Origin of the sequence: Alteromonas sp. W364 (assembly GCF_031846205.1) — a bacterium.
Lineage (GTDB): Bacteria > Pseudomonadota > Gammaproteobacteria > Enterobacterales > Alteromonadaceae > Glaciecola > Glaciecola blandensis.
This window is the reverse complement of record NZ_JAVRID010000002.1, coordinates 179,164-202,153: the sequence shown is the minus strand read 5'-3', so window position 1 is coordinate 202,153 and position 22,990 is coordinate 179,164. Positions and strand designations below refer to the sequence as shown.

Sequence of the window (22,990 nt, the reverse complement as noted above, 5' to 3'; positions counted from 1 at the left end):
AACAGCAAGTCACTCGCATCTCAATTTGAGTTCGTGAGCAGTTAACGGAACAGGATAGTTCCCAGCAAATCCTGAATTGGCAGGCACATCAATGTCGGTGAGCCTGCCAACCAGAATTTTTACAGTCTACCTATATCAATACAAGTATACTTTTCTTGCATATCTTCTACTGAAGCTACAACTAACCTTTCCAGTATAGACAAATCAATATCTGCCAACTTATTCACATACAAACAAGATTTTCCAAGTTTATGCTTGCCGAGTTTGTTGAGAAGCTCAGGATACTTGGCTAAGCCTGGCATAATATAAATCGCTAAGTTTTGTTTGCGCGGTGAAAAGCCTGTTACAAAGAAATCGCCTTCTCGACCACTATCATATTGATAATGATATTGTCCAAAGCCAATCATGGATCCCATCTTGTAACTCGCATAACCCGTCCACTTTTCCATTAACGGGAGTAAGGCAAGAGCATCATTTTTACGGGTTTCATTTTCTACACTATGAATTAACTCTAAGGGCATGGTTTTATTCCTTATCGCGCCAAAGGCGATTGGTTCACGCTAGAAGGCAATACTCAAGGCTCCGATCGTAGCGCATAAAAAAACTCAGCAAATGCTGAGTTTTATAGTAGACCTGTGTACCGCAGATTGCAAAACGGCGGATCAGCCGCCGTTAGCCTTAACTACTTTTAAGCGAAGATAGATTTAGCGTTATCTCGCATTTCCCCAAATTCTGGTGTTTGATACTCTTCGATATCATTGAAAATACCTTTTTCCATCGCTTGAGTTAGGATCTCGTCACCATTGTCCGCTTGATTAGCCAATGCTGCACCAATACGAACAAAATCGATATAGCTTACACCTGGTTCAGAATACTCTAAGTTGCGCCAGTGTTCAGCACACTGAATAAACACATCGTTAAATTGCCATTCACGCATAATACTTCCGCCGATTCTGCCCGAAAGCTTTTCAATCGCAACATCTAAGAAGGTAGGGTTGGCAAACACACTATCGTGTCTTTCAGCTTCAGTTAATACAGGGAGTGCACCAATGTTGGCGACTAAAGCCGACAGGGTAATTGTATCTAGGCTTAAGTTTTTCTTGCCTGTTTTTGCTTGGTAAGTTTGTGCGGCAGCCATGGCATTGGCAACTATTTCGATAGTGTCAGTCCACATTCTCGCCATATACTTTTTCACGATTTCATTTTTAGAAACAAACAGTTGTTCCATTGCCAAAGCCGTGGCGATGTTTTTCACTTGATTCAAGCCGATACGAGTCACCGCTTGCGTTGTTGAAGTGACTTTGACGGTGCGCCCAAGGTATGCACTATTTGAAATCTTAATCATTCGGGCACTGAGTGACGGGTCTTGGCCTACTACGTCAGCCATACCATTAAGGTTAATATTAGGGTCATCTGCTGACTTCCTGACTTTTAGTGCAATGGCAGGTAATGTCGGGAGTACAAGTGTATCGTTATTTATTTTTTCAACCAAAATGGTCAATAGTGCGTTTTGAGTAGACATGTAAGTAAAGCCTTAATTTTATTTTCATTCAGTTCAGGCTAAGCCGTCACTGTTGTTATTGGTGTTAGTTGTTACACAATGACCAACACTTCAAAACCGATATCTTTCGCGTTTCATACCTCAAAGCATATAAACCAAGCGAATCCTTTACGCTTTTAACCTCTCTTGATAAGGCGGCCAGCCTAAGGCTTTTCCAGCCAGCACATGTAAATGAATATGATAGACAGTTTGACCACCATGCTCGTTACAATTCATCACTGTTCTAAAACCTTGTTCCGCTACTCCTAAATCAGCAGCGATCTGCGCGGCAACTCTATGCATATAACCAACTAAGGCTTCATCCTCTGCTGTAATGTCATTCGTTGTCGCAATTGCCTTTTTCGGAATAACCAAAAAATGAATAGGCGCTTGTGGGCTGATATCTTTGAATGCTAATACGCGTTCATCTTCAAATAAGATATCGGCCGGAATTTCCTTATTAATAATTTTTGTAAATATGGTTTCACTCATAGTAGCAGTCCTTATATGAATCTACGGCCTAATTTGGGTATATAGATTACCCTAAAACTATATAAAACAATACCAAACCTAATACCAAACGGTAGATAACGAAAGGCAACATACCAATTTTCGAAATCCAGCTTAAAAACAAGAATATGCACAAATAGGCGGCAACAAAGGAGAAGGCGGCACCGTATAAAAGTTCTTGCCAACTGACTTTAGCGACATTTTCTAAAAAATCCAAGACAGAAAGCAAGCCAGCTCCCAAAATAATCGGTATTGATAGTAAAAATGAGAAGCGCGCTGTGCTTTCACGGTCGAGGCCCATCATCAGGCCAGCCGTCATTGTAATACCGCTACGCGAGGTACCTGGGATGACTGCGATAGCTTGAGCGCAACCGATAAACAAGGTTTCTTTTAGTCCAATTTTTTCTATTGTTTTGACTTGTTTCGCTTTGAAATCTGCGTACCACAACAACAAACCAAACACGATGGTAGTAATGGCAATAACTAACGCCGTCCTTGCGTTTAAGGCAATCCAATCCTTCATCAAATAACCAAAAATAACACCAGGAATGGTACCAATAATAATCCACCAAGCTAGACGGCTATCGGTGGTTTGATCTTTGCTCAAGCCGTGTGAAAACCATGCTACCGCCAAACGATAAATGTCTTTACGGAAGTAGATCATCACCGCCAGCAGACTTCCCACATGCACTGCTACATCAAAGGCTAATCCTTGATTCTGCCAACCAAGGACCTCAGCGGGTAAGATTAAATGTGCCGAACTAGAAATAGGAAGGAATTCAGTTAGTCCCTGAATAATCGCTAATATGATAATTTCAAACCAAGTCATTTTGTCACTTTGCTCCATGTGTAGTCTGCAAGCCAGAGCTTTTGTTTACTTTTATCGTATGCTTGCCAAAGTGCTGCATAAGATGTGTTTACCACGGGATGTTTGTAGGTTGGTACTAAGTCTGCCAAAGGACGCAAGACAAAAGCGTTATATAATACTTCACCGCGAGGGAGTTCTATGGGGTCAGATGTGATCACATCGTCATAGGTAAGCAAGTCTAAGTCTAGAGTGCGCGAAGCGAACTTTGCTGAACCTCGCACGCGACCATTATCGTCTTCAATTTGTTTTAAGGTAGCGCAAACGTTCTCTATGCTTTGATCGGTATAAGCTGAAACCACAAGATTGTAAAAAGTGTCGCCATCAAAACCAACTGATTCACTTTCATAGACTGGCGATAATTGAACCTGTGAAAATGCCTCATTTAGAGCGCTTAACCCAGCTGAAGTATGCTTGTCTTTATCAATATTAGAACCAACACTAATGAGGATAAAATGAGACACTAATTACGCTCACGAGTCATGCTGATAGCGACATTATTTGCTTCTTTCAATATGTCTGGCTTGTTAACAGTCAACGTCATCTTGTCTGGACCAAACTCGGCGAAGATAGTATCAATCATTTCTTTCGCTAAAGCTTCAAGCAAATAGTACGACGATGAGGCTGCAATTTCAGTTAACCGTTGCGCTACTTTACCGTAATCAATCGTGTCTTCAACATTGTCTGAACTGGCCGCTTTTTGCAAACAAGTATGCATATCGAGGTCGAGTATAAGCCTTTGTTTTTCATGGCGTTCGAAGTCGAACACGCCAATTAATGCCTGAACTGTCAGGCCCTGTATTTTAACTAAATCCATTGGAATAATGTAATCGTCTAGCGATTTTGGCTACCTTCTAGTAATCTAGTGCTAAGTGTAACGTGAACACAGGGAGCAAGTATATGATTTCATTCATTCTGATGATGATTTTTGCTGCCTATCTTTTAGGGTCCATTTCAAGCGCTATTTTAATCAGTTATTTATTCGGCAAGGGTGACCCTAGAACGCAAGGCTCAGGAAACCCTGGCGCAACAAATATTCTTCGTATCGCCGGGCCATTCGCCGCCGTTCTGGTACTCGTCTTTGATGTGTTAAAAGGAACCCTTAGTGTCTACTCTGCATATTTATTGGGAATAAACGAAATTGGTTTAGGTTTAGTCGCAATAGCAGCGTGCTTGGGACACATGTACCCAATCTATTTTAAATTCAAAGGTGGAAAAGGTGTGGCGACTGCGCTTGGATGTTTATTATCTATGGGGTATTCATTAGCGGCTTGGTTATTCGGCACCTGGTTATTGGTGGTATTGATTAGCGGATACTCTTCTTTAGCCGCGATAGTGACCGTAAGCCTTGCACCAATTTATACTTTTTATTTCAAACCAGAGTACACCTACCCAGTGTTAATGCTTTCTATGCTGATCCTGTTTCAGCATCGCGCCAATATCCGGCGCTTGCTGAAAGGACAAGAAAGTAAAGTATGGAAGAAAGGCAAAGTTAACGAATAAAGTTTGCTAACAGGCCGTTTATATCGCTGACAGGGTATCAAGTGGCCATCGCGGCATGGCTTTAGTGTTGAGGTCTATTGATTCGCCGGCTTGCAGTCTCTTTGCGCCAGCGTAGGCGATCATCGCACCATTGTCTGTGCAATATTCAAAGGCGGGATAAAAAACCTCTATCCCTTTTCTCTTACTCAAATCTTGCAAAGACGCACGCAACTGTTTATTGGCACTGACTCCACCTGCAATGACTAATCGTTTCTGATTAGTTTGCTTCAGCGCCCGCTGACACTTAATTAACAGTGTATCTACAACAGCCTCTTGGAAAGCATAAGCAATATTAGCCTTTGCTTGCTCAGAACCGTCGCAAGCACGGATCGTATTTGCGGCAAAGGTTTTCAAACCACTGAAGCTCATATCCAGCCCGGGGCGGTCTGTCATAGGACGTGGAAATTTGTAGTGACCTGGCTCGCCCTTTTCGGCAAGTTTCGCAAGCAAGGGACCACCTGGATAATCCAGCCCAAGTAATTTTGCAGTTTTATCAAATGCTTCACCTGCCGCATCATCTAACGATTCGCCCAGCACCTCGTAACTGCCAATACCCTGAACGTCAACAATCATACTGTGACCACCTGACACTAATAAGGCAATAAAAGGAAATTCAGGTGGATTGTCATCCAGCATAGGGGCGAGTAAGTGTCCTTCCATATGATGTACACCGACCGCAGGAACATCCCAAGCATAAGCCAAACTGCGGCCGACAGAAGAGCCAACCAACAGTGCACCAACTAAACCTGGTCCCCGAGTAAAAGCCACGCCATCAATATCATCTGAACTCAACTGCGCATTCTGTAAGGTTCGTTTAATTAGCGGCACTATTTTGCGAACATGATCTCTTGATGCCAACTCAGGCACAACACCACCATAGTCAGCATGCAACTTAACTTGGCTGTATAGCTCGTGCGCCAACAGCCCTGAATCAGTGTCGTAAATCGCAATGCCGGTTTCATCACAAGATGTTTCGATGCCAAGAATTTTCATGTATTTGCTCAGTTATTATGTCAACTTATTAGGGCTTTCAGTAAGTTACGTGAAGGACCAGAAAAAAGTATTAAAAACACACCAGATCTCGGTGCATTCGCTGGTGGGCTAGTATATACTGCGCACCGCACGCGGAAAACCAACAAAAGTAAATATTTTTGCGCTAAATCGCTTTACAAGTCTGTGTAAAAGTTTTAGTATTCCGCACCATTTTTTAAGCCCGGGTACAAAATACATACCTGGTAGATATAACATCTTAAGGTGATGAATTAATGCCAATCGTGAAAGTAAGAGATAACGAACCGTTTGATATCGCGCTTAGACGCTTCAAACGCTCATGTGAAAAAGCGGGTGTACTATCTGAAGTTCGCCGTCGCGAATTTTTTGAAAAGCCAACTTGGGAACGCAAGCGCAAAAAAGCTGCTGCTAAAAAGCGTCACATGAAGAAGTTAGCTCGCGAAAACGCACGTCGTATCAAGTTGTATTAATACCACAACTTAATTGGCTCTGAGCCAAGTAAATTCAAAACGGGCGTCTTTATGACGTCCGTTTTTGTTTCTGCCGAAAAAAGCAAGAAGGAATAAGCTGATGACACTATTAGATTCATTGAAAGAAGCACAAAAAGTGGCTATGCGTGCAAAAGACAAGGCTACTTTGAAGACTTTGCGCATGGCCTTAGCCGCTGTTAAACAACGTGAAGTAGATGAACGCATTGAATTGAATGATACTGATGTACTCGCTATTTTGACTAAAATGGTGAAACAGCGTAACGAGTCAATCACTCAATTTAAAGCTGCGGACCGCCAGGATTTGGTCGATGTTGAAGTGGCTGAAATAGAAGTATTACAAGGCTTCTTACCAAAAGCACTTACGCAAGAAGAAATCAATGCGCTTATCGACGAAGCCATGGCCGCAACGGGTGCAGCTTCAATGCAAGATATGGGTAAAGTGATGGGCTGGTTGAAACCAAAAGTCACCGGTCGCGCTGATATGGGCGCCTTAAGCGGAAGCATTAAAGCAAAGCTCGCTTAGTCTATCGCCATACTCATGGACAAGAACAAGCTCATTACAATTTGAGCTTGTTCTTTTAGTATTTATCGCTATATTTATTCACTCACTATTCTCAGTTTTCTTCCCTTAAAAGGACTTACATGGCTGGCCGTATACCTAGAGATTTCATTGACGATTTAGTCGCTAGAAGCGATATCGTTGATATCATTGATGCTCGGGTTAAACTTAAAAAAGCAGGCAAAAATCACCAAGCATGCTGTCCTTTTCACAATGAAAAAAGTCCTTCTTTTTCTGTAAGCCAAGAGAAGCAGTTTTACTACTGTTTTGGCTGTGGTGCGAAAGGGAATGTGATTAGTTTTTTGATGGAATTCGACCGCTTGGAATTTCCAGAGGCCATTGAAGAACTCGCCAAAGTTTATGGCATGGAAGTGCCTAGAGAGAAAGGCGGTGCTCCCGCTCCCACGGCCCAGCAAAAAAGTCAGCGAGAGCAAGATTATCAATTGATGGAATCGGTCACTCGCTACTTTCAACACCAGTTAAAGAACCATCCAGAAGCTCCCAAGGTAATTGACTATTTAAAAGGACGTGGCCTCAGTGGCGATGTTGTTAAAGCTTGGGACATGGGCTTTGCGCCACCTGAATGGGACTCTGTATTAAAAACTTTCGGGACGGATGAACACAAGCAATCACGTTTATTAGAATTAAAACTCATTTCACAAAATGATAATAAAAAACGCTTCGATTTCTTTAGAAACCGAGTCATGTTTCCTATTCGAGATAAACGCGGCAGAGTTGTCGGCTTTGGCGGCCGAGTAATGGAAGATGATGGTCCTAAGTACCTGAATAGCCCAGAGACCCCTATTTTCCATAAAGGTTTTGAGCTTTTTGGCCTGTTCCAAGCACGCAAAAACAATCGCAAATTAGATCGCCTATTAGTCGTTGAAGGGTATATGGATGTCGTGGCATTAAGCCAATTTGATATTCAATATGCAGTAGCAGCATTGGGCACCGCAACCACTCCTGAACATATTCAAGCGATGTTTAAATCAACGGCCGAGATCGTGTGTTGCTATGATGGTGACCGCGCGGGAAGAGAAGCGGCATGGCGAGCCTTGGAAAACGCCCTACCCTTTTTAAAAGATGGCGTTGCGATGAAGTTCTTGTTCTTACCTGACGGCGAAGATCCTGACACGATGGTGCGCAAAATTGGCAAAGAAGCCTTTGAAGCACTATTAAATGATGCTGTGCCATTATCAAAATTCTTCTTCGACAACTTATTACAACGCCACTCGGTTTCTTCCAATGAAGGGAAAGCAGCCTTAAAAGCCGAAGCAGTGCCATTGATTGAAAAGATTCAAGGTGATAATCAACGTGACTTATTGAATTTTGACCTGAGTCGCTTATTCGGGGAAGAAGCAAAAGAAACCTTAGCCCGTGACATGAAAGACGCAAACAGTCGAAAAGCGCCGCAAAAGCTTGATTACAAAACACCGCAGAAAATCAAACAATCACCATTGCGGATGATGCTGTTATTACTAATGGATTCACCTCATCTAGCCTACGAGTGTAAAAACGTACAACTAGCGCCGCTCAAACACACTGCTATTCCTGGTATTCCTTTGCTTATTGACCTGCATGCTTATTGCTACGCTAACCCTAAAGCCAATACCGGCATGGTACTGGAAGCATTTCGAGAGCACCCAAATGTGAAACACTTAGCGCAGTTGCTCGACAGTGATTTAATCTCTCCGGGAGTAAACGTAAAATCGGAGTATGTAGGTTGTTTTAAAAAGCTCCTAAAGTGGCACTTCACTGCTCGATTAGATGAGTTAATGGCCAAGGCCAAATTCTCAGAGCTAAGTGAGCAGGAGCAAAAGGAACTTAATCTACTTGTGATGAAGTTAAACTAGGAGCAACTGAGCGCCACATTCCTTGTACTGCTGCTTGCTTGACGTAATTGGATAGTTTTATTTACGCAAGTATATTGTGCCGACGCACCTTGCGTTTGTGAATTAAACCCATACATGTAAGCGCACGTAAACAACAAAATATAGTCAAAAGTACGCATTTAGTGTTATACTAGCTAATTCGCAAACGCTACGATAAAGAGAGCTATGTGCTGTTTTTCATAGCATCGTTTAACGGGTTGAAAATGGTTTTACTATCAAATAGTTAGTCCATTCGCGTTTAACAACTCATAATGAAATGTAAGGTATATTGTGCAAAGCAAGCAGTCCCAGATAAAACTCCTGATTGCAAAAGGTAAAGAACAAGGTTACTTGACCTTCGCAGAAGTAAACGACCACCTACCTCAAGATATCGTCGATTCGGATCAGATCGAAGACATCATCCGAATGATAAACGACATGGGTATCCAGGTATCAGAGTCTGCACCAGATTCTGACGAGCTACTTATGCAAGAAACCACTGCCGACGAAGACGTTGCTGAAGCTGCTGCACAAGCACTCGCCACTGTTGAGAGTGAAATTGGCCGCACGACTGACCCTGTCCGCATGTACATGCGTGAAATGGGTACAGTAGAGCTGCTAACTCGTGAAGGTGAGATCGAAATAGCTAAACGTATTGAAGACGGTATCAACCAGGTACAGTGTTCAGTCGCGGAATATCCTGAAGCAATAACCTACTTACTCGATCAATGGGACCTTTACGAAGCGGAAGAAATTCGTATTAGTGACATCATCATTGGTTTCGTCGATCCAAACGAGCAAGACGTTGCGCCAACCGCAACACATATCGGCTCCGAACTGTCTGAAGAAGAACTTGAAGACGAAGATGACGATTCAGATGATGAGGACGAGGAAGAAGAAGATACTGGTGTTGATCCAGAGCTAGCGAGAGAAAAATTCGCAGCACTTCGCGACCAATATGCGAAAGCGCGCGATGTAATCGAATCTAAAGGTCGTTCTCACAAAGCTGCTCGTAAAGAAATTAACGCATTAAGCGAAGTCTTTAAAGAGTTCAGACTAGTACCAAAACAATTTGATCGCATGGTTAAAAACATGCGCGGCATGATGGACAGAGTGCGTATCCAAGAACGTTTGGTAATGAAGTACTGTGTCATGAATGCCAAAATGCCTAAGAAAGACTTTATCAAAGCTTTCGCTGGTAACGAAACCAGCACTGACTGGTTGTACAAGATATTAGATGGTAAAGCTGTTTACGTTGAAAAGCTTCTTGAATTTAAAGAAGAAATCGAAAGAAGCGTAAGCAAAATGAATGCGGTAGAAGCAGAAACTGGCTTAGTCATCCCAGATATAAAAGACATTAACCGCAGAATGTCTATCGGCGAAGCAAAAGCCCGTCGTGCAAAGAAAGAAATGGTTGAAGCTAACCTTCGTTTGGTTATCTCAATTGCGAAGAAATACACTAACCGTGGCCTACAATTCTTGGATTTGATTCAAGAAGGTAACATCGGTTTGATGAAAGCCGTTGATAAGTTTGAATATCGCCGTGGTTATAAGTTCTCAACTTATGCTACATGGTGGATTCGCCAGGCAATCACGCGTTCTATCGCTGACCAAGCAAGAACTATCCGTATTCCAGTTCACATGATTGAAACGATCAATAAATTGAATCGTATCTCTCGTCAAATGCTGCAGGAAATGGGACGTGAGCCAACACCGGAAGAATTGTCAGAACGCATGATTATGCCTGAAGACAAAATCCGCAAAGTCCTGAAGATCGCTAAAGAGCCAATCTCAATGGAAACCCCTATCGGCGATGATGAAGATTCGCATTTAGGTGATTTCATTGAAGATAGCACGATTATCCAACCATTGGATTCAGCAACGGGTGGTAGCTTAAAAGACGCAACTCAAGAAGTGCTAGCAGGTTTAACAGCCCGTGAAGCAAAAGTATTGAGAATGCGTTTTGGTATCGATATGAACACTGACCATACTTTAGAAGAAGTAGGTAAGCAGTTCGACGTAACCCGTGAGCGTATCAGACAGATAGAAGCGAAAGCATTACGCAAGCTTCGTCATCCTAGTCGCTCTGAGCAGTTGAAAAGCTTCCTAGACGAGTAAGAAACAGGTCTACACAAAAAGCCCCGCATCTGCGGGGCTTTTTTTTGTCTCGATATTTTTAGATTATGGGACACACCCATTTCAAGTCTTAAGCTAATTGTCAGCTATGTCGTGGAGTATGAAGAATAACGGTGCACCTACAGGGTCTAAAAGGTTTGGCAATTAGAACCTAAATAGGTGTGTCCGATTTAGCTTATTTCGTTATCGGCATTGCCTTTTTTGTAGGGAAGCTCTTTCTCAAGTTCATCTAGCTTCTTAGAGCGCTTCTCTGGTGAACCCGTTCCTCTTGCTAGAAGTGCGTAAGCGGTAGGCACTATGAACAAGGTCATGAAGGCAGAGAACATGACACCAGCAAAGATAACCATACCTATTACAGCACGAGATTCTGCTCCTGGACCTGAGGCTAATACTAAAGGCAGTGCACTGAATACAGTTGTAAAGCCAGTCATCACGATAGGACGTAATCTTAGCATAGAGGCTCTTTTAAGCGCCTCTTCAAACTCAACACCCGTATCTCTCAGTTGGTTTGCAAACTCCACAATAAGAATACCGTTCTTAGCGGCTAAGCCTATGAGCATCACCAGTCCTATTTGGCTGTATATATTCAAAGACATTCCTGACAAATACAGACCAACGAAGGCACCAACAAGTGCTAGAGGTACCGTCAACATAATTACGAGTGGGTGGATCCAGCTTTCAAATTGTGCAGCTAACACTAGATAGGTGACTGCTAATGCGAGCGCAAAAATAAAGATAAATGAAGAGCCTGACTCTTGGTATAACTGAGACTGGCCTTTGTAATCAATTGATACACCCTCAGGTAACTCAGTGGCTACAATGTTCTCTAAGAAACTTAAGGCTTCACCGACAGTATAGTCGTCGGCTAAGTTGGCACTGATTGTGATGGCACGCATTCTATTGTAACGATTCAAGGTGTTCGACGTTGCCCGCTCGCTAATATCCAATAGATTATCCATGGGTATTAGCTCACCTGTTCTTTGAGAACGCACATAGATGTTATCGATACTACTTGGGCTACGATAGTCTGCTTCGTTACCCTCCAGTACCACATCGTATTCTTGGCCGCGGTCCAAATAAGTAGATACTCGGCGTTGTCCCAACATTGTCTCCAGCGTCCGCCCTACCTCAGAAATCGACACTCCTAAATCAGCGGCACGATCTCTGTCTATATTGACCAGTAGCTGTGGCGACGTTTCTTTATAGTCAGAATCCAAACGCAGAAGCTTTGGATTCTCAGCAGCCTTTTCCAATACGATATCACGCCAATTGATCAGTTCCTCGTAGGTGTTACCTTGCAGAACAAACTCAACTGGTCGGCCTAAACCACGACCACCGATAGCAGAGCGCATTATCGCAAAAGCCCGCACATCGGGAATTTGAGATAGCTTGCCACTAATTTCGTTCATCAACTCAAAAGTAGTGCGTTTACGCGTGTCCCAATCAGCTGCACCAACAATAGCAATACCCGCGGTGCCACCGAAGCCAGGTGTACGAACTAAAATTCGTTTTGCCTCACCCGATTCTTTATAAGGCAGCAAAATCTCTTCAATCTTCGCTAAGTTTCTTGCGTTGCTCTCATAGCTCGCTCCTTCTTGCGCTTGCATCAGAATGAAGAAGTTGCCTCGATCTTCTCTCGGTACAAATTCCTCAGGAATTTTACTCTGTAGTTGAACAAGTGCGACGATACTCACTATGACTACGATAAACATGACCAAGGGCTGCTTAATAGTTGTTCCTAGACTGTTGTAATATCGCAATTCCAACTTCTTGAAACTCACGTCAATCCAGCGACCAAAACCAGAACTACGCTCACGTTTTTTCAATAATTTTGAAGAAAGCATGGGAGAAAGTGTTAATGCGGTGAAGCTAGAGAAGGCAACTGCAGCTGCAATGGCAATTGCAAATTCAGTGAACAACCGACCAATATTTCCCTCTAGGAAGACCAGAGGTAAGAACACAGATATCAATACCAAGGTGGTCGCAATGACCGCAAAACCCACCTCTCTGGCGCCACGATAGGCGGCCAATATTGGGGGTTCACCTAATTCGATTCGACGATAAATATTTTCTAAGACAACAATGGCGTCGTCTACCACCAGACCAATGGCCAAGACCAAGGCTAACAGTGTCAATAGGTTGATAGAGAAGCCAAGCATATACATGACAATAAAGGCCGCAACCAGTGATACGGGGACTGTCACAGCGGGAATGATGGTTGCTCGCACATTACCTAAAAATAGGTAGATGACCACAATAACCATAAACATAGCGATGCCAAGGGTGTTGTAAACCTCATTAATTGATTCCTCAATAAACACGGAGGAATCGTAACTTTCTACGAAGTAAATATTGCTTGGCAAAGTCTCTTCAATACGCTTCACGGCAGCTTTCGCTGAGCGCGCAACGTCAAGTGTGTTGGCTTTAGATTGCTTTACAATACCTAAACCGATCATGTTCACGCCATCACCACGAAACTCGGTTTCGTCATCTTCTGCTGCCAATTCAACTCTAGCCACTTCGGACAGACGCACTAAGAAGCCGTCGGCACCTGCGGCGACTGTCAGATTCGAAAAATCTGCAGGCGTTAAGAAGGAGCGCGCAACCCGCACATCAAAATCACGCTCGTTTGATTCTACACGTCCCGCGGGCAGTTCGACATTTTCAGAACGAATAACTTGTTCAATATCACTCACGGTAATACCACGAGCAGCCATTGCGTTGCGATCTAACCACACTTTCATCGCGTAAGTGCGACCGCCACCAATTTGCACGCGAGCGACACCTTGCGCGGTAGATAGTCGGTCAACAATGAAGCGGTCAGCGTAGTCTGTTAGCTCCATGGTGTTGAGGTTGGTACTACGCAGGTTGTACCAAACAATCACGTCTTCATCGCTATTCGATTTTGAAACTTCCGGAGGCAATGCCTGATCAGGAAGGTTATTCAGTACTCGGGATACTCTTTCACGTACGTCGTTAGACGCAGCATCAATGTCTCGACTTAAATTAAATTCAATCGTGATACTCGAACGACCATTGCGACTAGATGAGGTAATGTTTTTAATGCCTTCAATACCACTTATCCGATCTTCGATCAGTTGGGTGATGCGTGTTTCAATAATTTCTGCTGAAGCACCCGGGTAGCTTGTATTGATCGACACAATTGGCGGATCGATATCTGGGTATTCTCGCAAGGACAAAAACGAGATAGCCACAATCCCGAAGACTAACAAAATTAAGTTTACGACCGAGGCGAATACAGGCCTTTTTACTGAAATATCAGATAGTAACATGTTGCCTCCTAAGACTGATTACTAGCTGAACTAATCTCAGCAGGGACAATGTTTACTTCACCACCATCTCTCACCTTTAAGGTACCTTCGGTGATCACGTTTTGACCGGCCTCTAGCCCATCTAACACCTGCACCCAACCTGGCTTTCTTTGCCCCACAATCACTTTCGTTTTACGCGCTTTTGATTCGTCATCAATGATATAGACGAACTGAGACTCACCTTCTGGAATAAGCGCCTCTTCTGGGATCACCAAGGCATCGACAACGCGCTTTTCGACGTTTATTTGTAGCAACATACCTGGACGGAGTTTTAAGTCAGGGTTCGGAATTTGTGCACGCACTTGAATAGAGCGAGTGACGGGATCGATACGAGAATCAATACTGGTTACTTTTCCACTAAACGATTCACCTGGGTAGGCAATTGATTTTGCTTCTATGTTTTGACCGTTTGCGACACTCGCCAAATGAAGTTCAGATATACTGAAGTCGACTTTTACCAAGCTAAGATCATCCAACGTTGAAATCACATCACCCGGACGAACCAAAGTACCTATACTGACCTGACGGATACCTAGGCGACCAGAAAATGGTGAGCGCACCTCTAACTCGGCTAACTGTGCATCGGCAACATCTTTTTGAGCATTTAAAGCATCGACACGTGCTTTCTGCTCATCTAGCAACTGCTCTGAAGCTGCACTTTGTTTAGCTAAGCCCTTGATTCGAGTGAGTTGACGGTTGGCCTCAGCAATATTAATCGCTAGCTCGTTCACTCTCGCTCGCTCTTCACGATCACTAAGCTGAACGAGTAATTGGCCTTTTCGAACAATATCGCCGTCTTCAAACATCACAGATTTAACAATCTCAGCTTGTTGGGCAGTCAAATTAACAGACTCATTGGCAACCGCGGTGCCGAGAGCCTCTACAATAATAGGAAACGCCTGTGTTTCTGCCGCCGCTACGACAACCGCTGTTGCCCCACCTCTCCTTTGCTGACCTTGGTCTTCCGACGCAGGAAAATTCAAATAAACTACAAAACCAATCAACGCAATTGCGCCAAGCAATAACGGAGATATCTTTACAAATTTGGTCATTACATTTCCTAGTGATTTTTTTATTGCACTTACAAAATTATTTTCATTGACGAATAAAACTAAGCAAACACTATTGCAAAAACTTATTACGCCTTTCATCGTTCATTGAACGTCAAAATTGGGCGCTATTGTAAGCCCAATTGCTATGTACTAATAGTAGTATGATCGGCAATTTTAGCTAACTTTTACCTATTAAGTTTTGTCGAGACATGATCTCGATTGAGTCAATACAGCAAAAGAATACGTTTAAAGCTTGATTATGATCCATTCGCACATTAGTGTTTCTGCTTATTGCCTACTAATACTGCGTATTGTGAAAACTGGATTTAAACTTATCGGCCTTATTGCCACCCTACTGTTAGGAGCTTGTAGTGAAGCCCCTCCTCCGTCACCTACGTGCCGTATAGCACAAGACTTTCAAGCAAATTATCAAGGTCCAGCCGCTTGTCTTATTCGAGTACAAAACACACTCATGGTGTTAGCGCATAGCGCTAATGGGCAATATGACCTGCCTTATTCGGGTTCTCTTTCACAAGAAGCTGCACAATGCACGGCTCATCGCGCAATGTGGCAGCAAACTGGCTTTAATGTGGAAGTCGATAAATTACTTGGCATTACTCAAAACGGTATTCATTTGTTTTCGTGTCGTTTACACAGCGGTTTTAATGCCTATGATGGCCCTATTGACCCGCCAGATTGGGCATCACCGAAAGCGGAGCAAATTGTATTTATCGATCCCTTTGATACTCGCAATGACGTTTGGCGCCACCCAGATAATTTAATTATGTATAGAGATGGCTATGTGTCGATAGGTTTTGTAGAATCAACATCTGGTCCAACCACACAAGTTTTAGAATCACCGCCGACAAACTCACCGGAATAAGCGTCCAATTTGGGTTTTTCAGCGTAGATGTAAAGACGAAGACTTAACTAGAAAATACCGGAGTTACCATGCCGCAATATACAGCCCCAATTACTGACGTCCAATTTTTACTAAACGATTGGTTAGCCATCGATAAGCATTATCAAGAAATTGGTGCAGAAGGTATGGATGCAGAACTCGTTAATGAGATCATTGCACAGGGTGCAAAGTTCGCTGAAGAAGCGGTCGCGCCATTAAATCGCGAAGGCGATGAAGAGGGTTGCAAACTCGTCGACGGCCAAGTAACGACGCCTAAGGGTTTCGCTGAGGCGTATCATGAGTATGTCGCAAATGGTTGGAACGCCATGTTAGGTAATCCTGATTTTGATGGCCAGGATCTGCCTTATTCTGCAGCCGTCCCTGTTCACGAAATGTTGAACGCAGCCAACTTAAGCTGGCGACTAACGACAATGCTCACAGAGAGCGCAGTACTTGCAGTAGATAAACATGCCAACGACGAATTAAAAGCAGCCTACTTGCCAAAACTTATAAGTGGTGAGTGGACCGGTACAATGAATTTAACCGAACCGCACGCTGGAACTGACTTGGCCTTATTGAATACTAAGGCGATCCCACAAGGCGATGGTTCATATAAAGTGACCGGAAACAAAATTTTCATTACCGGTGGCGACCAAGATTGGACTGACAATATTATCCATCTCGTTTTAGCACGTCTACCTGATGCGCCCGCGGGAGTGCGCGGTATTAGTTTGTTTTTGGTACCCAAATTTTTATTAGATGAAAATGGTGAACCTGGCGAAAGAAATACATTAAACGTTGGTAGTATTGAGAAAAAAATGGGCATCAAAGCCAGCCCAACTTGCGTGATGAACTATGACGATGCCACTGGCTGGTTAGTAGGTGAAGAGAACAAAGGCTTAGCTTGCATGTTCACAATGATGAATGATGCGCGCTTCCAAGTAGGTTTGCAGGGTTTAGGCGCTGCAGAAGCCTCTTATCAGGGGGCGTTAGCCTATGCTAGAGAGCGTTTACAGTCTCGTGCACCACAAGGTATTCAGCAGCCAGAGAGCAAAGCTGATGCAATTATTCATCAACCTGATGTAAAGAAAATGCTGTTGGTGCAAAAGTCACTCACTGAAGGTTGCCGCGCATTATCGATGCTTTATGCACAGCAAATGGATGTTGAAAAGTACACCTCAGATGAGCGTCATGACAATGCGAAAAAAGTCATCGCGTTTCTGACTCCTATCTGCAAAGGCTTTATGACCGATATGGGTACTGAAGTCACCAATATTGGCATTCAAGTCTATGGCGGTCATGGCTATGTTCGCGAGTGGGGAATGGAGCAGTTAGTGCGTGATACACGTATTGCTCAGCTTTATGAAGGCACAAACGGAATACAAGCTGCCGATTTAATTGGCCGAAAGTTGACTCGTGATGGCGGCGACATGCTAAAAGCGACTTTTGACCTATTATCAAGCCGAGTTGCCGTCATGAAAGATGCGACTAAACAAGCAGATGCAACAGCCTTGCTTGAAGAGTGGGAACAAACTTCTACCGCCCTTTTAAATGCAAAACCAGAGGATGTTGCTGGTGCAGCCACGGACTACTTGCATTACAGCGCGTATTGTATTCTAGGCGTACTCTGGTTGGACATGGCCGATGCTGCTGCCCAATCTAGCAACGAACTTGTTCAGAAAGGGAAAGCCAATACCTGTGCGTTCTACATGAAGCGTATTTTGCCAAGAAAAGACGTTCACAAAGCAGTTGTCTTGTCTGCGGCCGACGACCTATTGGCCTTGAGCGATCAAGAATTTGATTACGTTTAAGTAAGCCACTAGCGTTTGAACCTTGCACTGATCATTAAAACTAGCTTGGCATTGCTCGCTTTTGCGGGCAATTCTGTCTTGTGCAGATTAGCGCTTGAAAGAGGTGCAATAGATCCTAGTAGCTTTACTGCTGTTCGACTGCTGAGTGGCGCCGTAACATTGATTTTAATCGTTGTTTTTTTGCGGCTCAGTTCAGCTCGAGAACACAATAAAGTCAACGTGGAGGGGTCTTCGTCCTCCAATCCAAGTAACACTCATTCCATCAGTTTTAAGAACAGTGATTGGATAAGTGGTTTGTCTCTCTTTGTTTATGCGGCGGGGTTTTCCTTCGCTTATATTACACTTCCTGCTGGTACAGGCGCTCTCATCCTGTTTGCGGCAGTGCAAATTACCATGCTGGGCGTGGCCTTATCCACCGGGACACGTTTTTCAGCACTACAATGGTTAGGCTTTATTCTAGCGATAGTTGGCTTAGTGTATCTATTTTTACCTGGGATCAGTGCTCCTCCTATCATTGGCTCCCTAATCATGATGATTGCAGGCATAGCATGGGGTGTTTATTCAATTAAAGGAAAGAGAGTACAGCTACCTACTTTGGCAACAACAGAGAACTTTGTCCGAAGTCTTCCGTTTTGCATAGTGCTCATGCTGCTATCGATGAATATGCTAGAGCTGTCCACATACGGTATTGCGCTAGCTATCGCGTCAGGCGCAATTACCTCTGGTATTGGTTATGCGATTTGGTATGCCGTATTGCCTAATTTAAAATCGGCCTCTGCCGCCACACTACAACTCACCGTTCCTGTGATAGCTACCATAGGCGGTATTATATGGCTGGAGGAGCAACTTAGCCTTCGTTTAATCCTATCTTCTTGTGCAATATTAGGCGGTGTTGCAATGGTTGTGTTGTCATCACAAGAAAATAAAAAGGCCACATAACGTGGCCATGATTTTCTTCAAATATTGAACAGAAGAGACAAAATTTGTTTATCCGCGCTTACGCCGGCATTGCTTCTGCAAGCGTCTTTGCGCTGGCTTTCTCTGTATCCAATACTTTTAGGGCTTGATGAAGGTCTTCAATAATGTCGTCGAGCTCTTCAAGGCCAACCGATAAACGGATTAAGCCGTCACTAATACCATGCGCCAAACGTTCTTCTGGCGTATAAGTTGAGTGAGTCATACTTGCTGGGTGTTGCACCAAAGTCTCAGCATCTCCCAGAGAAACGGCTCGCTGTATCATCTGCAATGCATTCATGACTTTAATACCTGCTTGCATCCCACCTTTTACCTCAAAGGTGATCATGCCACCAAAATCAGACATTTGTTTTTTGGCTAAGTCATGTTGAGGAAAGCTCTTCAAGCCTGGGTAACAAACACTTTCTACCATAGGATGCGATTCTAGCACTTCAGCAACGCGCGCCGCACTCTGACAATGTCGGTCCATTCTCAAAGAGAGCGTTTTTAAACCACGCATGACCAACATTGCATTGAACGGTGCCATGCACGCGCCAGTCATGTCTTTCATACCGTAAAGGCGGATTTGATCAACCATTTCTTGTTTACCCGCAACTAAACCGGCAACTAAGTCTCCATGCCCGCCTAAGTACTTCGTGGCTGAGTGTACAACAATGTCTGCTCCCAGTTGAATTGGCTGGCTAAGATAGGGTGTCGCATAGGTGTTATCAACAACCACCATAGCGTCGTGGCTGTGTGCAATTTTGCTCACTTCAGCGATATCAACCAAGCGCATATTTGGGTTCGCTGGAGTTTCGAAGTACACCACTTTGGTTTTCTTTGAGATAGTTTGGCGTAATAACTCCGGATCAGAAAGATCTATATGAGTCACAATTATTCCAAACTTAGCAAGGCCATGATTTAAGAAAGTGAAGGTACAGCCGTATAAGGTTTTATCGACAATGATTTCATCTCCTGGCGACAACAAGGTCCACATGGTCGAGGAAATCGCGCCAATACCAGAAGCTAAGGCAAGTCCGGCTTCCGTTCCCTCCAATGCTGCAATTCTTTTTTCAAGCAAGTCTAAGGTTGGGTTGGAAATGCGTGAGTAAAAATGCCCTTGTCTCTCTCCCGCAAACATCTCTCCTCCGGCTTCAGCCGTTTCAAAGGCAAAAGTCGATGTAAAATGAACTGGCGGTGTCAATGCACCTTCGTTATCTTGGGCATTGTAGCCATGATGTATTGCTAAAGTAGAAAAGTGCTTTCTATTGGTGCTCATGATGACCTCTTGTTCAGCAAATAAGTGCATTTCGTTCATATCCATCGGACTTGAAATGCACAATCAATATTTTGCAAATTATATGCTTCAATCAAAGGTTTTTTCATGCTAGTTTATCTCTAATTTCTGAGTGAATTAGCATAAAATGCCAAAATGAATGATTTAAATACGCAATCAGGAAAGCCTAAGATGGACAGTAAAGACCGAGAAATTATTCGCGAACTGCAAGCAGATGGCAGAATGAGCAACCAAGAGCTCGCTGCAAAGGTAAATTTGAGTCCCTCGCCCTGCCTTCGTCGTTTACGTAATTTAGAAAACGAAGGCATCATTAAAGGTTATGGCGTTGAAGTTGATGAGCAAGCGTATGGCCTGCCAATTACAGTATTCGCGCGAGTGCAACTCGAAAAGCATACAGCCGATGTCGTATCGAACTTCGAGCAACACATTGAGTTCGCCGAGCATGTCTTGGAATGCTATGTGATGACTGGGGTTTCTGATTACTTGTTGAAAATTGTTGTGGCTGATTTGCATGAGTACGAAGTATTTGTTCGCAAGGTGCTTCATCCCATTGGCAGTATCGCATCGATAGACACTAGTTTCGCATATGGTACGGTTAAAAAAACCGGTACATTCCCCAAAATTTAAAGGCTCAGTCAGTGGATTCAGGCAAAATAAAACGATATACCTTACGCAATGACAATGGAATGACAGTAGAGCTATGTGATTTTGGTGCTCGTATCTTATCTATAAAGGTGCCAAACAAGTCAGGTGAACTAGTTGAAACAACCCTTAATCATCAAAGTGATGACGCTATCTTACAGGATGACGCATATATGGGTGCCAGTGTGGGTAGAGTTTGCAATCGAATATCTAAGGCTGCGTTTATACTAGACGGCTGTGAATATAAATTGTCGGTTAATGAAGGAAAAAATACTTTGCACGGCGGTCAGTATGGCTTTGCCAAGCGACAATGGAATACTGATGGTGTTAATGCTCAGCATAACTTGATTAAGTTTTCTTTGTTATCGGGTGACGGTGATCAAGGCTTTCCTGGCGATCTCGCCGTAGATATTATTTATTCGCTCAACCAGCTTAACGAGCTGAGGTTTGAGTTTATCGCCACAGCAACAAAAGCGACCCCAATCAATTTATGCAACCATGCCTACTTTACTATGGGCGAAGACACTGTGCATAATTTAGAGCTCACTGTGCGTGCTGATGCATACCTAGAAGTCGATGATGAAAGTATTCCTCAAGGAGATTTTACCCCCGTTGAAGGAACTCGGTTTGATTTTAATGATGGCGCCTTACTTTCAGAAAAACTAGCACTCGGTATTTATGATCATTGCTATCGAGCTAGCGCAATCAATATGGCAAGTCTGACTTCTCATAAAAATGGCCTTCGCTTAGAACTTGAATCTGACCACATAGGTGTGCAGCTATATACCGGTAATTTTTTACCAACACCACAAAGCGCCGTCTGCTTAGAAGCACAGGGTTATCCTGACGCGATTAATCAAGAAGCCTTAGAACATGACATCCTTCGACCGGGCGAGATATATAAGCGATATGTTAGCTATCGGTATGTTTCTATTTAGAAGGCTATTTATTTAGTGATGCTTTAAACACCGCTAAAGCCACTAACCAGCCTTCTTTTAACGCTTTATGGTTTTAATCGTTATGAGATTTATCGGAGAGATGTCGGTTTTTCGATATCGTATAACGCTTCTGAGATTTCATTGACTTTATCGTCAACTCTAGCTTTTGCGTCATACACCCCACGATTGTAATAATAATTGCCTAATTCTTCCGATATGAAGTCAATTAGGAACTCCGCATCGAATTGCCCCAGATCAAATTCTAACTCTTTAGTCATGTAAGCTTGTAGCTTGCTCACCAGAATTTCTTTTTCTTGTTTATTGAACTCTATTGTCATTGAGATCCCTTGTTTTGAAGTATCGTTAAGGTAATGGTTTTTCCCAGAACATGGCTTTTCCAGCCTGAGGATCTAACTCGTAAGCGATGAAACCAAACTTTATGTAGGCTTGTTTCGCAACCTCATTGCCTTCTAGTACTTCCAGAGTAACCTTGCAACATCCCATTTCGAGGGCAATAGTTTCTATTTCAGCCAATAACTTTTGACTTAATTGATAGCCCCGATATCTGCGACTTACTGCAAAGTCGTGGATATTGATAAGCGGCTTACATTTGAAAGTTGAGAAACCTTCAACACAATTAGTGAATGCGGCGGGTTCGCCATCGACATAACAGATAAGTGAGAAAACAAATGGGCGTTTTTTTAACTGCTCGATAAGATTTTCCTTTGAAAATGCAGATAGCGGAGCGTCTCCTCCCATCGGATCTTCAGCATATTCATTCAGCAGCATCAGTAAATCACTAGCCTGTTTCGTATTACTGTAATCTACCCTAATAATCTTTATTTCCATTAAAGCGCCCCTTATTTTATTTATTATTCTGCGATGCTCACAAATGTAGCACCCAAGTATTCACTTAACAATGTAGGAACAATCTGAAGCTCTAAGCCTCGCTTCCCCCCACTCACATAAATCAAGTCGTGTGAGATGGCACTGCTGTCAACGAAGGTTTTCAAACGCTTCTTTTGCCCAAAAGGGGACACACCTCCTAAGATGTATCCCGTCATATTCTGCACTTTATTCACTTCGGCCATTGTGGCTTTTTTAGCTATCGCCGATTTGGCAAGTTGCTTCATATTTAGTTTGTTTCGAGAAGGCACCAGAGCGACGACATGTTCCCCGCTATCTAAGGCAACGACCAAGGTTTTAAAAACAGCACTCGCCTCCAAACCTAACTTCTTAACAGCTTCCAAGCCATAGCTTTCAGTCATTTGATCATGCAAATATTCAAGCACTTGGAATTGCGCTCCTTTTTGCTGAAGGAATATCACCGCCGGCGTCATACTTGTCTCTATGTCATTTATTTTTCGAGCAATACAATACCAAAAAATCATTGGCTTATCGCCTAAATCGGACACACCTATTTCGGTCTAAATGGACACACCTATTTGCGAGGTTGTGCAGCTTCATTCTTCAAACATGCTTAACTAAACAAACCAACTCCATTAGCAAAGAACAGAAACAGGTGTGTCCAATTATCG

General features: G+C 43.3%; 23 protein-coding genes. 10 read left to right on the top strand and 13 right to left on the bottom strand.

The window, feature by feature from the left end:
- Positions 1 to 119 precede the first annotated feature (119 nt).
- The 6 genes from RM556_RS03725 to folB all read right to left on the bottom strand — a co-directional run bounded on the left by RM556_RS03725 (position 120) and on the right by folB (position 3,732).
- The gene (locus RM556_RS03725) at positions 120 to 521 is read right to left on the bottom strand and encodes a DUF1801 domain-containing protein (protein WP_311361907.1); all 402 of its coding nucleotides are present in this window, start codon (positions 519 to 521) and stop codon (positions 120 to 122) included.
- Between the two features lie 167 nt (positions 522 to 688).
- Positions 689 to 1,522 carry an HDOD domain-containing protein gene (locus RM556_RS03720; RefSeq protein WP_311361906.1) on the bottom strand — a complete coding sequence of 278 codons (834 nt, stop codon included), beginning with the start codon at positions 1,520 to 1,522 and terminating at the stop codon, positions 689 to 691.
- Between the two features lie 147 nt (positions 1,523 to 1,669).
- Complete coding sequence (locus RM556_RS03715; RefSeq protein ID WP_311373868.1) at positions 1,670 to 2,032, bottom strand: histidine triad nucleotide-binding protein; 363 nt, start codon at positions 2,030 to 2,032, stop codon at positions 1,670 to 1,672.
- A 46-nt stretch (positions 2,033 to 2,078) separates the two neighbouring features.
- Positions 2,079 to 2,879 carry an undecaprenyl-diphosphate phosphatase gene (locus tag RM556_RS03710; RefSeq protein ID WP_311373867.1) on the bottom strand — a complete coding sequence of 267 codons (801 nt, stop codon included), beginning with the start codon at positions 2,877 to 2,879 and terminating at the stop codon, positions 2,079 to 2,081.
- Positions 2,876 to 3,379, bottom strand: a complete 504-nt coding sequence (gene folK, locus RM556_RS03705) for a 2-amino-4-hydroxy-6-hydroxymethyldihydropteridine diphosphokinase (RefSeq protein WP_311361903.1) — start codon at positions 3,377 to 3,379, stop codon at positions 2,876 to 2,878. Before folK ends, RM556_RS03710 begins: the two co-directional genes overlap by 4 nt.
- Complete coding sequence (folB, locus tag RM556_RS03700) at positions 3,379 to 3,732, bottom strand: dihydroneopterin aldolase (RefSeq protein ID WP_311361902.1); 354 nt, start codon at positions 3,730 to 3,732, stop codon at positions 3,379 to 3,381. The genes folK and folB overlap by 1 nt, the downstream gene beginning before the upstream one ends.
- Positions 3,733 to 3,815: 83 nt before the next feature.
- On the opposite strand from folB, the gene plsY reads away from it, so the two are divergent.
- Positions 3,816 to 4,418: a glycerol-3-phosphate 1-O-acyltransferase PlsY gene (plsY, locus tag RM556_RS03695; RefSeq protein ID WP_311361901.1), complete on the top strand. Its 603-nt coding sequence runs from the start codon at positions 3,816 to 3,818 to the stop codon at positions 4,416 to 4,418.
- 18 nt (positions 4,419 to 4,436) lie between these two features.
- Here plsY and tsaD read toward each other — a convergent pair whose 3' ends face one another.
- Positions 4,437 to 5,450 (bottom strand): tRNA (adenosine(37)-N6)-threonylcarbamoyltransferase complex transferase subunit TsaD, encoded by a 1,014-nt coding sequence (gene tsaD, locus RM556_RS03690; RefSeq protein ID WP_311361900.1) that lies wholly within the window; start codon positions 5,448 to 5,450, stop codon positions 4,437 to 4,439.
- 272 nt (positions 5,451 to 5,722) lie between these two features.
- Between tsaD and rpsU the strand changes: the two genes are divergently transcribed.
- The 4 genes from rpsU to rpoD all read left to right on the top strand — a co-directional run bounded on the left by rpsU (position 5,723) and on the right by rpoD (position 10,507).
- Complete coding sequence (gene rpsU / locus RM556_RS03685) at positions 5,723 to 5,938, top strand: 30S ribosomal protein S21 (protein WP_014109792.1); 216 nt, start codon at positions 5,723 to 5,725, stop codon at positions 5,936 to 5,938.
- Positions 5,939 to 6,038: 100 nt separating this feature from the next.
- Entirely contained in the window at positions 6,039 to 6,482 is a 444-nt protein-coding gene (locus RM556_RS03680; RefSeq protein ID WP_311361899.1) for a GatB/YqeY domain-containing protein, read from the top strand.
- A gap of 119 nt (positions 6,483 to 6,601) precedes the next feature.
- The gene (gene dnaG / locus RM556_RS03675; RefSeq protein WP_311361898.1) at positions 6,602 to 8,371 is read left to right on the top strand and encodes a DNA primase; all 1,770 of its coding nucleotides are present in this window, start codon (positions 6,602 to 6,604) and stop codon (positions 8,369 to 8,371) included.
- Positions 8,372 to 8,677: 306 nt separating this feature from the next.
- Positions 8,678 to 10,507 carry an RNA polymerase sigma factor RpoD gene (gene rpoD / locus RM556_RS03670; protein ID WP_311362097.1) on the top strand — a complete coding sequence of 610 codons (1,830 nt, stop codon included), beginning with the start codon at positions 8,678 to 8,680 and terminating at the stop codon, positions 10,505 to 10,507.
- A gap of 188 nt (positions 10,508 to 10,695) precedes the next feature.
- On the opposite strand, the gene RM556_RS03665 is transcribed toward rpoD, so the two are convergent.
- Both RM556_RS03665 and RM556_RS03660 read right to left on the bottom strand, forming a co-directional pair.
- Positions 10,696 to 13,818 carry an efflux RND transporter permease subunit gene (locus RM556_RS03665; RefSeq protein ID WP_311373866.1) on the bottom strand — a complete coding sequence of 1,041 codons (3,123 nt, stop codon included), beginning with the start codon at positions 13,816 to 13,818 and terminating at the stop codon, positions 10,696 to 10,698.
- 8 nt (positions 13,819 to 13,826) lie between these two features.
- On the bottom strand, positions 13,827 to 14,909 hold the full coding sequence (locus RM556_RS03660; RefSeq protein WP_311373865.1) for an efflux RND transporter periplasmic adaptor subunit: 1,083 nt from the start codon (positions 14,907 to 14,909) through the stop codon (positions 13,827 to 13,829).
- 259 nt (positions 14,910 to 15,168) lie between these two features.
- Here RM556_RS03660 and RM556_RS03655 point away from each other — a divergent pair, with 259 nt between their 5' ends.
- The 3 genes from RM556_RS03655 to RM556_RS03645 all read left to right on the top strand — a co-directional run bounded on the left by RM556_RS03655 (position 15,169) and on the right by RM556_RS03645 (position 18,560).
- Complete coding sequence (locus tag RM556_RS03655) at positions 15,169 to 15,792, top strand: hypothetical protein (RefSeq protein ID WP_311373864.1); 624 nt, start codon at positions 15,169 to 15,171, stop codon at positions 15,790 to 15,792.
- A gap of 68 nt (positions 15,793 to 15,860) precedes the next feature.
- Complete coding sequence (locus RM556_RS03650; RefSeq protein WP_311373863.1) at positions 15,861 to 17,621, top strand: acyl-CoA dehydrogenase family protein; 1,761 nt, start codon at positions 15,861 to 15,863, stop codon at positions 17,619 to 17,621.
- Positions 17,622 to 17,636: 15 nt separating this feature from the next.
- Positions 17,637 to 18,560, top strand: coding sequence for a DMT family transporter (locus tag RM556_RS03645; protein ID WP_311373862.1), 924 nt, complete (start codon positions 17,637 to 17,639; stop codon positions 18,558 to 18,560).
- Between the two features lie 58 nt (positions 18,561 to 18,618).
- Here the strand turns inward: RM556_RS03645 and RM556_RS03640 are convergent, their stop codons facing one another.
- Positions 18,619 to 19,884: a methionine gamma-lyase gene (locus tag RM556_RS03640; protein WP_311373861.1), complete on the bottom strand. Its 1,266-nt coding sequence runs from the start codon at positions 19,882 to 19,884 to the stop codon at positions 18,619 to 18,621.
- A 159-nt stretch (positions 19,885 to 20,043) separates the two neighbouring features.
- Here RM556_RS03640 and RM556_RS03635 point away from each other — a divergent pair, with 159 nt between their 5' ends.
- Together RM556_RS03635 and RM556_RS03630 are read left to right on the top strand one after the other, a co-directional pair.
- Complete coding sequence (locus RM556_RS03635) at positions 20,044 to 20,499, top strand: Lrp/AsnC family transcriptional regulator (protein ID WP_311361891.1); 456 nt, start codon at positions 20,044 to 20,046, stop codon at positions 20,497 to 20,499.
- A gap of 11 nt (positions 20,500 to 20,510) precedes the next feature.
- Positions 20,511 to 21,452, top strand: a complete 942-nt coding sequence (locus RM556_RS03630) for an aldose epimerase family protein (protein ID WP_311361890.1) — start codon at positions 20,511 to 20,513, stop codon at positions 21,450 to 21,452.
- An 89-nt stretch (positions 21,453 to 21,541) separates the two neighbouring features.
- Here RM556_RS03630 and RM556_RS03625 read toward each other — a convergent pair whose 3' ends face one another.
- The 3 genes from RM556_RS03625 to ybaK are packed head-to-tail and all read right to left on the bottom strand — an operon-like array spanning position 21,542 to position 22,843.
- Positions 21,542 to 21,790, bottom strand: coding sequence for a DUF2164 domain-containing protein (locus RM556_RS03625; RefSeq protein WP_311361889.1), 249 nt, complete (start codon positions 21,788 to 21,790; stop codon positions 21,542 to 21,544).
- Between the two features lie 25 nt (positions 21,791 to 21,815).
- The gene (locus tag RM556_RS03620; protein WP_311361888.1) at positions 21,816 to 22,301 is read right to left on the bottom strand and encodes a GNAT family N-acetyltransferase; all 486 of its coding nucleotides are present in this window, start codon (positions 22,299 to 22,301) and stop codon (positions 21,816 to 21,818) included.
- Positions 22,302 to 22,324: 23 nt separating this feature from the next.
- Positions 22,325 to 22,843 (bottom strand): Cys-tRNA(Pro) deacylase, encoded by a 519-nt coding sequence (gene ybaK / locus RM556_RS03615; protein WP_311373860.1) that lies wholly within the window; start codon positions 22,841 to 22,843, stop codon positions 22,325 to 22,327.
- Positions 22,844 to 22,990 lie beyond the last annotated feature (147 nt).

Bases quoted from the DNA above. Each gene is read 5' to 3' on its own strand.
- RM556_RS03725 (WP_311361907.1), bottom strand. From the start codon at position 521: ATGCCCTTAGAGTTAATTCATAGTGTAGAAAATGAAACCCGTAAAAAT.
- RM556_RS03720 (WP_311361906.1), bottom strand. From the start codon at position 1,522: ATGTCTACTCAAAACGCACTATTGACCATTTTGGTTGAAAAAATAAAT.
- RM556_RS03715 (WP_311373868.1), bottom strand. From the start codon at position 2,032: ATGAGTGAAACCATATTTACAAAAATTATTAATAAGGAAATTCCGGCC.
- RM556_RS03710 (WP_311373867.1), bottom strand. From the start codon at position 2,879: ATGACTTGGTTTGAAATTATCATATTAGCGATTATTCAGGGACTAACT.
- folB (WP_311361902.1), bottom strand. From the start codon at position 3,732: ATGGATTTAGTTAAAATACAGGGCCTGACAGTTCAGGCATTAATTGGC.
- plsY (WP_311361901.1), top strand. From the start codon at position 3,816: ATGATTTCATTCATTCTGATGATGATTTTTGCTGCCTATCTTTTAGGG.
- tsaD (WP_311361900.1), bottom strand. From the start codon at position 5,450: ATGAAAATTCTTGGCATCGAAACATCTTGTGATGAAACCGGCATTGCG.
- rpsU (WP_014109792.1), top strand. From the start codon at position 5,723: ATGCCAATCGTGAAAGTAAGAGATAACGAACCGTTTGATATCGCGCTT.
- RM556_RS03680 (WP_311361899.1), top strand. From the start codon at position 6,039: ATGACACTATTAGATTCATTGAAAGAAGCACAAAAAGTGGCTATGCGT.
- dnaG (WP_311361898.1), top strand. From the start codon at position 6,602: ATGGCTGGCCGTATACCTAGAGATTTCATTGACGATTTAGTCGCTAGA.
- RM556_RS03665 (WP_311373866.1), bottom strand. From the start codon at position 13,818: ATGTTACTATCTGATATTTCAGTAAAAAGGCCTGTATTCGCCTCGGTC.
- RM556_RS03660 (WP_311373865.1), bottom strand. From the start codon at position 14,909: ATGACCAAATTTGTAAAGATATCTCCGTTATTGCTTGGCGCAATTGCG.
- RM556_RS03655 (WP_311373864.1), top strand. From the start codon at position 15,169: ATGATCCATTCGCACATTAGTGTTTCTGCTTATTGCCTACTAATACTG.
- RM556_RS03650 (WP_311373863.1), top strand. From the start codon at position 15,861: ATGCCGCAATATACAGCCCCAATTACTGACGTCCAATTTTTACTAAAC.
- RM556_RS03640 (WP_311373861.1), bottom strand. From the start codon at position 19,884: ATGCACTTATTTGCTGAACAAGAGGTCATCATGAGCACCAATAGAAAG.
- RM556_RS03635 (WP_311361891.1), top strand. From the start codon at position 20,044: ATGGACAGTAAAGACCGAGAAATTATTCGCGAACTGCAAGCAGATGGC.
- RM556_RS03625 (WP_311361889.1), bottom strand. From the start codon at position 21,790: ATGACAATAGAGTTCAATAAACAAGAAAAAGAAATTCTGGTGAGCAAG.
- RM556_RS03620 (WP_311361888.1), bottom strand. From the start codon at position 22,301: ATGGAAATAAAGATTATTAGGGTAGATTACAGTAATACGAAACAGGCT.
- ybaK (WP_311373860.1), bottom strand. From the start codon at position 22,843: ATGATTTTTTGGTATTGTATTGCTCGAAAAATAAATGACATAGAGACA.